This window comes from Micromonospora xinjiangensis, from assembly GCF_056150165.1.
The window spans coordinates 700291-712550 of record NZ_JAXCFO010000004.1 but is presented as its reverse complement, the minus strand read 5'-3'; the positions used below and the strand labels follow the sequence as shown (position 1 = coordinate 712550).

Sequence of the window (12260 nt, the reverse complement as noted above, 5' to 3'; positions counted from 1 at the left end):
GAGGGCCGCCTGAAGATCCGTCGAGAGGAAGAGTCAGACCGCATGCCGCGAGTTCTTCTCCACGACCGCAGGATCGTCATCGACGGTCGCCCCCGCCTGCTCCTGGCCGGGGAGGTCCACTACTTCCGGTTACCGAGGGCGGTGTGGGCCGACCGGCTCGACCGGCTCCGTGAGTGCGGTGGCGACACCGTGGCGACGTACGTGCCCTGGCTCTGGCACGAGCTGCCCGACGGCGGCGTCGACCTCACGGGGCGTACGCACGAGCAGCGGGACCTGGCCGGCTTCCTCGACCTGGCCCACGAGCGCGGCCTGTACGCGGTGGTCCGCCCCGGGCCGTTCATCATGGCCGAGATCAAGAACGAGGGCATCCCCTACCGGGTGTACGACGAGCACCCGCACCTGCTGCCGACCACCTGGGACGGCCGGGCCGTGCCCACCCGCACCATCGACTACCTGGCCCCGGAGTTCCTGGCCGCCGCCGACGGGTGGTACGCCGAGGTGATGCCGGTGATCGCCGAGCGGCTGGCCGACCGGGGCGGCCCGGTCGTCGCCGTCCAGCTCGACAACGAGATCGGGATGCTCTCCTGGGTGACCAACTCCCCCGACCTCACCGACGTCGTCTGCGAGGACCTCCGGCGCTGGGCCGTCGACCGCTACGGCAAGGACGGCGCGGCCGAGCGGGTCGGCGCCGACCCCGGCGACCCGGTCGCCTGGGCGGCGGCGGTGCGGACCCCGGCGGAGCAGCGGTCGCTCACGCTCCACGACGACCTGGGCCGCTACATGCGCGACCGGTACCGGCGCTACGTCGTCACCCTGCGCGAGTCCGCCGAGCGGCACGGCGTCACCGGCGTGCCGTTCCTGATCAACGTGCACGGCACCGGGGGCGGGCGCGGTCGCACCTTCCCCATCGGGATCAGCCAGCTCTTCGAGGCCTACCGGGGGCAGCCGCAGCTCACCTCCGGCTCCGACTACTACCTCGGCGACCTGACGGTCACCAACGTCGCCGACCTGTACGTCGGCAACGCCTTCCTGGCCGCCGCGCACGACGCCCACCAGCCGCCGACGTCGCTGGAGTTCGAGGCCGGTAACGGCGACTACGGCCAGGACCTCTCCACCCTCTACCCCCCGGAGGCGATCGAGCTGAAGGCCCGGCTCTGCGTGGCGCAGGGCAACCGGCTGCTCAACCTCTACCTCTTCGCCGGTGGCTACAACCCTCCGCTGGCGCGACCGGTGGGCGACGGCAACGACCGGATCGCGTTCACCGGGGAGCGGCACGGGTTCGCGGCGCCGGTCGACCCGGAGGGACGGCTCAACCCGACGTTCGCCGCGGCCCGGCGCGCGCTGCACGCGGTACGCGGGGTCGCCGACCTGCTCGCCGACTCCGACGAGGAGAACGACGGCCTGGCGCTCGGCTTCGTGCCCGACCACTACCTGACCGAGTACCACCACCCGGCGTCCGCGTCGCGCGCCGCGCAGGTCGCCGACCTGGAACGCTTCCGTGGCATGGGCCCGCGCGACGTGCTGGCCCGGGCGCTGCTGCTCGCCGGCTACTCGTTCCCCGCCGTGGACCTCCAGTCTCCCCTGCCGGCGGGTACGCCGCCGGTCATCGCGCTCGCCAGCCCCGCCACCCTCGGCCGTACGGTGCAGCAGCGCCTCGTGGACCACCTGCGCGGCGGCGGCCGGCTGCTGCTGCACGGCGTGCTCCCGGAGCGCGACCACGACGGCAGCCCGTGCACGATCCTCGCCGACGCGCTGGGGTTGACCGTCACGGGCCGCGTCGACGACGGCCCGCAGTGCTTCCCGTCGGTGGTCGGCCACGGCTGGGCGGCGGGCCCCGCGGAGGCCCGGGTCGGGTACGCGCAGCGGCTCGCCGGCGCGACGGCCGAGACCGTGCTCACCGAGGTCGCCTCGGGCGAACCCTGCGCCGTGGAGGTGGCCGTCGGCGCCGGGCGAGCCCTGGTGGTCGCCGCCGACGTCCCCTGCGACCTGGCGTTCTGGCGGGCGGCGGCGGAGCGGCTCGGTGCCCGGCCGCGGCTCTCCCCCGACGCCGACGGGCCCGGCCTGGTGCTCACCTCCACCGTGGACCGGGCCGGGCAGCGGCTGCTGCACCTGGTCAACGTGGCGCCCTCGACGGTCACCGTCGCGCTGGGGTGGCACGGCGCGCCGCTGCTGGACGGCCGTCGCCTGCGGGTGCCCGCGCGCACCGGGATGATCCTGCCGTACGGGGTCCGCGTCGGCGACGCGACGCTCGTCGAGACGACCTGCGAGCTGGTCGGCCGCGACGGGGACACGGTGCTGCTGCGCCCCACCCAGGGCGACGACGAGGTGGTGCTGGCCACCGACCGGCCGGTCACCACGAGCCACGGCACGGTGCACGCGGCCGACGGCCGAGTCAGCGTGCGACTGCCCGGCGCACCGGCCGACGACCCGGTCCGAATCACCGTGGGCTGACCGGGGGCGGCGGCGCGAGCGGGGCCCGGCACCCCACCAGGGGTCCGCGCCGGCGTTCTCAGCCGGTGCGGATCTCGTCGAGGACCCGCCGCTGGAAGGCACGCGCCTGCGGGCCGCTCGGCGGCGGGCCACCCCGACGCGCGGCGATGGCCCGCTCGATCACCGGCGCCGCCGCGTCGCCGTCGTCGAGCAGTCGCTGCCCAGCCGCGGTCTTGGCCAGCCACCGGCCGTGTCGGAACCGGGCCAGCGAGCGGCAGGCGCCGAGCACCGCGTCCTCGGCGCCGGCCGCCGGCTCGTCGCCGGCCGGGGTCGGCAGGGTGAGCCACCAGCCGAGCGCGTCGATCAGCAGGCGGCGCAGGTCGTCCGGGCTGACGTCGGCGAACACCTGCGGTGCCGGCGGGCCGAGCAGCGCCCGCCCGCCCTGGTGCAGGATGCTGCGGTCCAGCGCGTACCAGAAGTGCCCGTCCGCGACCGGCCGGTCCGCGGGCGCGTAGGTGGCGCGAAAGGGCATCCGCGCGCCGGTGTTCAGCTCCACCTCGAAGCCGGGCTCCGCCGTGCCGGAGGCGGCGACGGCGCGACGGTACGCGACCAGCTCCAGCCCACGGGCCGGGCAGGGCAGCGCCTCGTGCCGCAGGCCCGCGACCAGGGCCCGCTTGGCCTCCTCCGGCAGCGGGTCGACGCAGACCAGCGCCACGTCGACGTCGCTGCGCCCGGGCTGGTAGGCGTCGAGCCCGACCGAGCCGGCGGCGTACGCGCCGACCAGGTTGTCGCCGAGCACCGCGCGGGCGATGGCCACCAGGTCGGCGAGATAGCGTCGAACGTCCGCGTCCATGCCGGCCGGCACTACTTCACGCGACGGGTGGAGCGCACCACGATGTCCTCGTACTCGCGGTGCTTGCCCAGCCACTCGGCGAGGAACGGGCAGATCGGCACCACCGTGCGCCCCTTCGCCCGCGCGTCGTCCATCACGGCGCGCGCCAGCGTCGAGCCGACCCCATGCCCCTCGAAGGCCGGATCGACCTCGGTGTGGGTGTACGCGATGATGGCGCCGGTCAGCTGGTAGGTCACGATGCCGGCGAGGGCGCCGGTCTCGTCCCGCGCCTCGAAGCGCTCCCGCTCGGGCACGTCGTTCACGGTGAACTGCATGCCGAGAGTGTCGCAGGCCCTCGGCGCCGGCGGTCCAAGTGGGCGGGCGAGGGGGTCCTCCCCCACATCCGGTCGGGCACCGCCCCGCCGACCGATTTACACTTAACAAAGTTAACTGATAGCCTCCCGTCAATTCGACGAGGAGGCATGTCATGCGACCGTCACGCAGGACGTACGCGCTGCTGGCCGGCGCGGTGCTGGTCGCCGCGCTCGCGGCGGCACCCGCCACCAACGGCTTCGCCACCACCACGACCGCCGCGGCGGCCTGCACGGCCCCGCAGTGGGCGGAGGGCGTCAGCTACCCGGCGGGCAGCCGGGTCACCTGGACGAGCCGGACGTACCAGGCCCTCGTGACCCACACGCCACCGCCGGGAGCCGGCTGGAACCCGGCCGTCACCCCGGCGCTCTGGACCGATCTCGGCCCGTGCGACGGGTCACCGCCCCCGACCGCCACGCCCACCCCGACGCCGACCCCCACGCCCACCCCGACCCCCACGCCGACGCCGACCGTGCCGCCGGGCTCGACCACCTGCCCGGTCAAGTCGAAGCCCACCGGGAAGGTGCTCCAGGGCTACTGGGAGAACTGGGACGGCGCGTCGAACGGCGTCCACCCGCCGTTGGGCTGGATCCCGATCACGGACGCGCGCATCCCCGCCCACGGCTACAACGTGGTCAACGCGGCGTTCCCGGTGATCCGTGCCGACGGCACGGTGCTCTGGGAGGACGGCATGGACGCGACCGTGAAGGTCGCGACGCCGGCCGAGATGTGTCAGGCCAAGGCCGCCGGGCTGACCATCCTGATGTCGATCGGCGGCGCGACCGCCGGCATCGACCTCAGCTCCACCGCCGTCGCCGACCGGTTCGTCGCCACGATCGTGCCGATCCTCAAGCGCTACAACTTCGACGGCATCGACATCGACATCGAGACCGGCCTCACCGGCAGCGGGAACATCAACCAGCTCTCCACCTCGCAGGCGAACCTGATCCGCATCATCGACGGGGTGCTCGCCCAGATGCCCGCGAACTTCGGCCTCACCATGGCGCCGGAGACCGCGTACGTGACCGGAGGCAGCGTCGTCTACGGGTCGATCTGGGGAGCCTACCTGCCGATCATCAAGCGGTACGTGGACAACGGCCGGCTCTGGTGGCTGAACATGCAGTACTACAACGGCAGCATGTACGGCTGCGCGGGTGACTCCTACCCGGCCGGGACCGTGCAGGGCTTCACCAAGCAGACCGACTGCCTCAACGCCGGGCTCGTCGTGCAGGGCACCACCATCCGTGTCCCGTACGACAAGCAGGTCCCCGGCCTGCCGGCCCAGCCCGGCGCGGGCGGCGGTCACCTGCCGCCGGCCTCGGTGGCCCAGGCCTGGAACACCTACAACGGCGGGCTGAAAGGGCTCATGACCTGGTCGCTGAACTGGGACGGCAGCAAGGGCTGGACGTTCGGCGACAACGTCCGGGCGCTTCAGGGCCGTTGATCCGGCGGCCGTTCGACAGTCACGTCGGCCGGACCGACCCGCAGGACGCCGTCGGTGAGCGGCGTGCACCGCACGCCGCCCCGACGGCGCAGCGCCTTCCACGCGCCGGGGCCGATCGCCACGTCCATCCACGCGCAGGGGTTCGCGGGCCGGTTGACCCGCAGCCGCACCGGGCCCGCGCCGGTGTCGAGCACCAGCACCGCGCCGACCAGCTCGTCCACGGCGATGCCGGCGGTGAGCACGTTGCGGCGCACCTGCCGCAGGTCGGCGCCGGCCGGCAGGGACTCCTGCGCGATGAGGGTGACGCTCGCCTCCCGGTGGGCGGGCCGGCCGAAGTACCGGTCCCCCACGATGCCCAGCCCGGCCCGGAGCCGGATCTCCTCGACCAGCTCGCCCTCGGGCGCGGGCGCGGGGCCGTCGGCCGGCCGGCCCACGTAGCGGTGCACGGGCGAGGCCAGCAGCTGCACGATCCGCGGCGCGGGCCGACCCGCCGGCCCGACAGCGCCCGTCACGACGCCCGCCCCCGGCGGACGGTCCCCGTGTCGCGCGGCTCCCGCACCGGCGGAACCCCGCGCCGCCGGCTCGACCGCTCCCCGTCCGGCTCCGATCGGTGGACGAGCGCCACCGGTCGCTCGTGGACCTCTCGCATCCGCCCCATCCGCCGACGGTAGCGGGCCGGCGGACGGCCCGCGTCGGAACCACGACAGGCGCCGGCCGTCACCACGGCCGACCACAGTGGACGGCGCGGTGGTAGGAATGGGCGAACCTCACCACGGGAGATCATCATGACACGTCCACCCCTGTCCCGCCGGTCGCTGCTGGCCGCCGGCGGCGCCGCCGTCGCACTCGGTGCGGTCACCGGCGCCGCCCCGGCCACCGCCGCGCCCACCGAACCCGCCCCGGCCTCACCCGCCGAGGCCCTGCGCCGCCTGCTGCGCGGCAACCACCGGTTCGTCACCGGCCACGCGCGGCATCCCCACCAGGGCCTCGCGGACCTGCACCGCCTGGCGGCCGGCCAGCACCCCTTCGCCGTCACGATCGGCTGCGCCGACTCCCGGGTGGCCCCGGAGGTGCTCTTCGACCAGGGCCTGGGCGACCTGTTCGACAACCGGGTGGCCGGGAACATCGTCGACGACCTGCTGCTGGGCAGCGTCGAGTTCGCGGTGGAGGAGTTCGGCAGCCCGCTGATCGTCGTGCTCGGCCACGAACGGTGCGGCGCGATCACCGCCACCATCGACGCGATCCGCACCGGCGGGTCCGCGCCGGGCCACATCGGCACGATCGTCGACAGCCTCCGGCCCGTGGTCGAGCCCGTCCTCGACGAGCCCGGCGACCCGGTGGAGAACGCCGTCCGGGCCAACGTCCGGGCGCAGGTCCGGGGCCTGCTCGACCGCAGCGAGATCGTGGCCGAGAAGGTCCACGCCGGGGCCGTGAAGGTGGTCGGCGCCCGGTACGACCTCGACAACGGCCGGGTCGACCTGGTGGCCTGATCCCGGCGACCGGAGCCGGAGGCCGCCGGACGGTCTCCGGCCCGGTGCCCGGCCCGCTACCCGCCCTTCACGTGCGGCGCGCGCCGGGCCAGCATGACGACCGCCAGGATCACCACCACGAGCGAGAGCGCCTCGCCCAGCGCCGGCAGCGGCCCACCCCGGATCGACTCGTCCAGCCAGATCAGGCCGACCAGCACCGCCACCAGCGGGTCGGTGACCGTGATCGCGGCCAGCGCCGGCGCGCCCAGCGGCCCGGCCTGGTACGCGTTCTGGCTGAGCAGCACCCCGAACGGGCCGAGCACCGCGACCGCGTACGCCTGCCACTGCGTGAAGATCTCCCACGGGCTCTCCTGGAGGTGGAACGCCAGGCTGCTGATGAGGCCGGCGGTCACCCCGTAACAGACCCCCGCCGCGAGGGCCAGCGGGATCGGGCGCCAGCGCCGGTCGAGCCGCAGCGCCGCGAGCAGGCAGAGCCCTATCGCGACCACCACGGAGACACCGAGCAGGACGGCCGACCAGACCGACTCCAGCCCTCGCCCCTCCCCCCGGCCCGGCTGGGCGATCACGAGGAAGGCGGCGAGGCCGAAGAGGCACAGGGTCGACTCGAGCAGGATCGTGCGGTCGGGGCGGTCGTGCATGAACGCCGCGAAGAGCAGCACGTACCACACCAGCCCGGTCACCAGCAGCGGTTGCACCAGGATGAGCGGGATCAGGCTGAGCGCCGCCACCTGGAGCGCGAACGCCAGCACCGCGAGCACCACCGACCAACGCCAACTGGGGATGCCCACCAGGTGGACCAGGAGCGTGGGCCGGCCGGCCGGCTCCTCCGGCACCTGCTTCCCGGCGCGGAACTGCAACACGCCCGAGGCGCCGAACGCCGCGGCGGCGGCCAGGGCGATGGGCACGCCCGCCACCATCTCTGTCGTCCCGTTCACCGCACGCCAACCGGCCCGGTCAAGTGTTTCTCCCTACCGTGGTCGTCCGCGTCCCGACACCGCCGCCGGAGTTCCCGGTCCCGCCGGCAACCCACCCTCGGCGTCCGCCGTCGCGCCTGGCAGCGCCGCGCGGGTTCCCGGCCCGACCGGCGATAAACGAGCACCAGGGGCGGCCGTCCCCCGGCCCCGACGCCGCTGCCATTCCGGGCAGTCCGGCAATCACCGTAAGAGTATGCAAATGGTGATTAAGCTGATGATTGTTCCGAAGGGGCGGCTGTCGGCGCCCCTCCGCCGCGTACCGCCAGGGAGCACCGCCATGTCAGCGACCGCCTGGCTCCGGCCCGCAGTCCTCCGGCCGGGCCCCCGGCCGGGCCTCCGGCTGGGCGTGCCGGGCGAGCGCGACCGCGCCGCTGACGGCGAGCAGGAAGCCCAGGATCGCCACCGGCGTGAAGCCGGGGCGCACCCGGTCGCCGAGCAGCAGCCAGCCGGTCGCCGCCGGGGCCAGCGTCTGCCCGACGATGGACGACGCGGAGGCGACCGTCACCGAGCCGCGCTGCAGCGCGGTGGCGTAGAGCAGCACACCGGTGAGGCCGGCCAGCAACACGGCGTACGTCGCCGGGTTGCCCACCACGTCGCCGACGCTCTCCACGCGGCCGAGCAGCCGCGCGCCGAGCGCGGCGGAGCCGAACGACAGGCCCGCGAGCAGACCCGGCACGGCCGGGCCGCACATGGCCGGACTGCCGAAGTACGCCCCGACGGCCACCGCGGCCACCGCGCCGAGCAGATACCAGCCGACGCTGTCGGACATCTTCTCCGGTGGCCCGGCCACCGCGGACAGCACCAGGAGCACCAGACCGGCGATGACCCCGACGATCGCCGTCCAGTCGCGCGCGCTCAGCCGGATCTTGAGCACGACCATGGCGATGATCGCCACCATGCCGAGGTTCGCCGCACCCACCGCCTGCACCGCGAAGAGCGGCAGCGTCCGCAGGGCGGTGAAGGTGAGCAGGGAGGACGCCCCGTCGAGCACCAGGCCGGTCGCGTACGGGCCGTTGCGCACGAGCCGCAACAGCAGTCGTGGATCGACGTGCGGGGTGGCCGACAGCCGGCGGGCCCCGATCGACTGCACGATCGCGGCGGTGGCACTGCACAGCGCGGCGCCGATCGCCAGCACGAAGCCCAAAAGCATGTCCCGATCCCGGTGTCGACGGCGCCGGACCCGGCCGGCGAAGGCACCTGCGCATACCCGTCTTCGGGCAGGTATCGCACGCCGGACGGGACGGGTGAGCGATGAGCGCGCCCGGCGGACCGGAGGCGGCCGAGCCGGTGGCCCGGCGGGTCCTCGTGGTCTCGGCCGACATCGGCGGCGGGCACGACGCCACCGGGCGGGCGCTGGAGGAGCGCGTCCACGCGCTGTGGCCGGGCAGCCGGGTGGGCTGGGTGGACACGCTCGAGGTCATGGGCCCCGGGGTGGGCCGTGGCTTCCGGCGCACCTACGTGACGAATGTCGGGATGACACCCTGGCTGTACGAGTTCTTCTGGGCCGCGCTGTGGCGGCACCGGTGGTTCGCCTCCACCGCCAAGTGGTTCACCGGCTCGTGGGCGGGACGCCGGCTCGCCCCGGTCATCGAGGCGTTCGACCCGGACCTGATCGTCTCCACCTACCCCCTGGGCAGCGCCGGCCTGGCGTGGCTGCGACGGCACCGCGGGCTCGGCGTGCCGGTCGGCGCGTGGGTATCGGACTTCGCGCCGCACCCGTTCTGGGTCTATCCCGACCTGGACCTCAACGTGGTGGTGCACCCGGCCGCCCTGCCGGTGGCGGCCGTCGCCGCGCCGGGCGTGCCGCTGGGCGTGTGCGCCCCGCCGGTGCTCGACTCGTTCCGGCCGGGCGACCGGAGGGAGGCCGCCCGGCGCTGCGACCTCGACCCGGACCGGGCGGCGGTCGTGGTGGCGTGCGGCTCGTACGGCTTCGGCGCGGTCGAGGAGGCGATCCAGGCGCTGGTCGGCATCGGCGACCCGATCCAGGTGGTGGCCGTGTGCGGGCGCAACGAGCGGCTGGCGGCCCGGCTGGCGGCCCTCGACGTCCCACCGGGGCGGCTGCTCGTGCGGGGCTGGGTCGACGACATGCCCACCCTGCTGCAAGCGGCCCGGCTGCTGGTCACCAACGCGGGCGGGGCCACGGCGCTGGAGGCGCTGGCCACCGGCACGCCGATCGTCATGTACCGGCCCATCGCCGCGCACGGCGCGGCCAACGCGGCGCTCATGGCGGCGGCCGGCCTCGCCGAGACGGCCCACACCCCGCAGACACTCGTCGCGGGAGTCCGCACGCGGCTCCACCTGCCGGCCGAGCCGGTCGAGGTCCCGCCCGACGGGCAGCTGCCGGGCCTCGGTCTGCCGGCCGTCGCCGCGGCCCGGTCCCGGGACGCCGCCGGGCGGGACACCAGCGGGCGCGGGCGGCGGCCCAGCTGGCCGCTCCGGCCGCAGGACGCCTTCTTCCGTCATGTGCAGACACCCACGGAGGCCCAGCAGATCGGCACCGTCATGGAGCTCGGTCCGCACCCGGACGGCCGTCCGCTGACCCGGGCGGAGCTGGCCGCGCTGCTCGCCCGGCGTCTCCCGGCGATCACCACGCTCCGCCGCCGCCTGGTGGACCGGGGCCCGTGGCGGCGTCCCGGCTGGGTGATCGACCGGACCGTGGACCCGGCCGCCCACCTCGACGAGGTCCAGGTGGGCCCCGGCGACGACGGTGGCGCCGCGGTCGACCGGTTCTGGTCCGAGCCGCTGCCCACGGACCGGCCGCTCTGGCGGATGCTGCTGGTCGGCGGCCTGCCCGGGGGCCGGACGCGGGTGGCGGTGAAGCTGCACCACAGCCTCGGCGACGGGATCTCCGCGATCGCCGTCGTGCGCCGCCTGCTCGACGCGCCGGCGGACGACCCGTCGACCCGGTCCGGGCGGGGGGACCCGCCCGGACCGCCGCGGTCAGGGCCGGCCCGGCCGGAGCCGGCCCCCGTCACCGGGATGCGCGACGCGGCGCGCCGGGTCGGCCGGACCGTGCGGGGTCTGGCCCGCCTGGCCACGCAGGGGACCGCGCCCCGCACCGCACTCAACCAGCGGATCGACTCGCCGCGGCGGCGGCTCGTCACCGCGAGCCTGCCGGCGTCCGACGTCCTGCGCGCGGCCCGCGCCTGCCAGGCACACCCGAGCGAGCTCATGCTGGCGTTGACCGCCGGCGCCCTGGGCGCCGCGCACCCGGCCCCGGTGCCGCCCCGGCTGCGGGTGATGTTCGCGGTCTCCCGCGACGCCCGGCGACGCGCCCCCACCCAGGGCAACTGGACCGGAGCCGTGACGCTCGACCTCCCCCTGGGTCCCCTGCCGCCCCGGGAGCGGGTCGCCGAGGTACGCCGCGCGCTGCGCGCGGCGCTGCGCAGCGGCGAGGCCGAGGCGGCAAACCTCGTGATGCGCGCGATGGGCAGCCTGCCGGCGCCGGTGCACGCGGCGCTGGCCCGGCGCTTCTACACCAGCCGCCGGCTCAACGTGGTCGTCTCCTACATGCCGGCGACCTTCCCGCCCCGGCTGCTCGTCGGCGCGCCGATGCGGGCCGCGGCACCGGTCGTCGCCCTCGCCGACGGTGTGCACCTCGGCGTCGCGGTCCTGCGCCGGGGCCCCAGCTTCGAGATCGGGGTGATCCTCAACGCGGCGCTGGCCGACATCGGTGCGGCCACGGTCACGGCGTTGCGGATCGGCCTGGCCGACCTCCTCGCCGAGGCGGACGGCCCCCCAGGTGACAGCGGCGCGGAAGGTCGGGTGACGGTCGACGCCGTGACCGCGCCCGCCGGTGCGGACGGAAGTGGGTCCGAGCAGGTCGGTGACGCGACGACCGAGGCCCTGCACCGTGACACCGGCCCGGGACACGCCGCGGCCGGCACGGTGGCGGTCGACGAGCCCGACCGGACGGTGCCGGGCGCGATCCCGCCCGGGGTGCCGCGGTGCGCCTGACCGGCGCGGTGGTGCTGGTGACCGGCGCGTCGTCGGGGATCGGCGCGGCGGTGGTACGGCGGTTGGCGAGCGCCGGCAGTCAGGTCGTCGCGGCCGGCCGCGACCCGGCGCGGCTGGAGCGCCTCGCCGCGGAGACCGGCGCCACCACGCTCGTGACCGACCTGAGCCGGCCGCACGCCGGGCGGGAACTCGCCGAGCGGGCCCTGGCCCGCCACACGCGGGTGGACGTGCTGGTCAACAACGCCGGCGTGGGCTGGGCCGGCCCGTTTCCCGGGATGGCGGACTCTCTCGCCGACGAACTGCTCGCGGTGAACCTGCGCGCGCCCATCGAGCTGACCCGGGCGCTGCTGCCCGGGATGTGTCACCGGGGTGGCCACCTGGTCTTCGTGGGCTCGATCGCCGGGCGGCTGGGCGTGAACGGGGAGGCCGTGTACGCGGCCACCAAGGCCGGTCTGGACACGTTCGCGCAGAGCCTGCGCCTGGAGCTGGCGTCGCGGAGGGTCGCGGTGAGCACCCTGGTGCCCGGGGTCGTGGACACCCCGTTCTTCAGCCGCCGGGGCCAGCCGTACCGGCGGCGCCGGCCCCGACCGGTGCCGCCGGACCGGGTCGCCGACGCCCTGGCCGACGCGATCGTCCGGGACCGGGCCGAGGTCTACGTGCCCGGCTGGCTACGCCTCCCGGTGGCGGTACGCGGGCTGCTGCCGGCGGTGTACCGCCGGCTCGCGGGCCGCTTCGGTTGAGTCGCCGAGCGGCCGGGCCGT

At 75.4% G+C, this 12260-nt stretch carries 10 protein-coding genes; 5 read left to right on the top strand and 5 right to left on the bottom strand.

Annotated elements, in window-relative coordinates:
- The first annotated feature begins 42 nt into the window (after positions 1–42).
- Positions 43–2451 carry a beta-galactosidase gene (locus tag SM573_RS18555; RefSeq protein WP_474616682.1) on the top strand — a complete coding sequence of 803 codons (2409 nt, stop codon included), beginning with the start codon at positions 43–45 and terminating at the stop codon, positions 2449–2451.
- Between the two features lie 58 nt (positions 2452–2509).
- Here the strand turns inward: SM573_RS18555 and SM573_RS18550 are convergent, their stop codons facing one another.
- Positions 2510–3283 (bottom strand): nucleotidyltransferase domain-containing protein, encoded by a 774-nt coding sequence (locus SM573_RS18550; protein WP_474616681.1) that lies wholly within the window; start codon positions 3281–3283, stop codon positions 2510–2512.
- A gap of 11 nt (positions 3284–3294) precedes the next feature.
- The gene (locus SM573_RS18545) at positions 3295–3597 is read right to left on the bottom strand and encodes a GNAT family N-acetyltransferase (RefSeq protein ID WP_474616680.1); all 303 of its coding nucleotides are present in this window, start codon (positions 3595–3597) and stop codon (positions 3295–3297) included.
- Between the two features lie 152 nt (positions 3598–3749).
- Here SM573_RS18545 and SM573_RS18540 point away from each other — a divergent pair, with 152 nt between their 5' ends.
- Entirely contained in the window at positions 3750–5078 is a 1329-nt protein-coding gene (locus SM573_RS18540) for a glycosyl hydrolase family 18 protein (RefSeq protein WP_474616679.1), read from the top strand.
- Here SM573_RS18540 and SM573_RS18535 read toward each other — a convergent pair.
- A complete protein-coding gene (locus SM573_RS18535; RefSeq protein ID WP_474609716.1) occupies positions 5066–5590 on the bottom strand; it encodes a molybdenum cofactor biosysynthesis protein in 525 nt (174 codons plus the stop codon). The genes SM573_RS18540 and SM573_RS18535 overlap by 13 nt on opposite strands.
- A gap of 273 nt (positions 5591–5863) precedes the next feature.
- Here SM573_RS18535 and SM573_RS18530 point away from each other — a divergent pair, with 273 nt between their 5' ends.
- The gene (locus SM573_RS18530) at positions 5864–6568 is read left to right on the top strand and encodes a carbonic anhydrase (RefSeq protein ID WP_474609717.1); all 705 of its coding nucleotides are present in this window, start codon (positions 5864–5866) and stop codon (positions 6566–6568) included.
- Positions 6569–6624: 56 nt separating this feature from the next.
- On the opposite strand, the gene SM573_RS18525 is transcribed toward SM573_RS18530, so the two are convergent.
- Positions 6625–7473, bottom strand: a complete 849-nt coding sequence (locus SM573_RS18525; protein WP_474609718.1) for a DMT family transporter — start codon at positions 7471–7473, stop codon at positions 6625–6627.
- Positions 7474–7822: 349 nt separating this feature from the next.
- The gene (locus SM573_RS18520; RefSeq protein WP_474609719.1) at positions 7823–8692 is read right to left on the bottom strand and encodes a hypothetical protein; all 870 of its coding nucleotides are present in this window, start codon (positions 8690–8692) and stop codon (positions 7823–7825) included.
- A 101-nt stretch (positions 8693–8793) separates the two neighbouring features.
- On the opposite strand from SM573_RS18520, the gene SM573_RS18515 reads away from it, so the two are divergent.
- A complete protein-coding gene (locus SM573_RS18515; protein ID WP_474609720.1) occupies positions 8794–11499 on the top strand; it encodes a wax ester/triacylglycerol synthase domain-containing protein in 2706 nt (901 codons plus the stop codon).
- The gene (locus SM573_RS18510; RefSeq protein ID WP_474609721.1) at positions 11490–12239 is read left to right on the top strand and encodes an SDR family NAD(P)-dependent oxidoreductase; all 750 of its coding nucleotides are present in this window, start codon (positions 11490–11492) and stop codon (positions 12237–12239) included. Before SM573_RS18515 ends, SM573_RS18510 begins: the two co-directional genes overlap by 10 nt.
- Positions 12240–12260 lie beyond the last annotated feature (21 nt).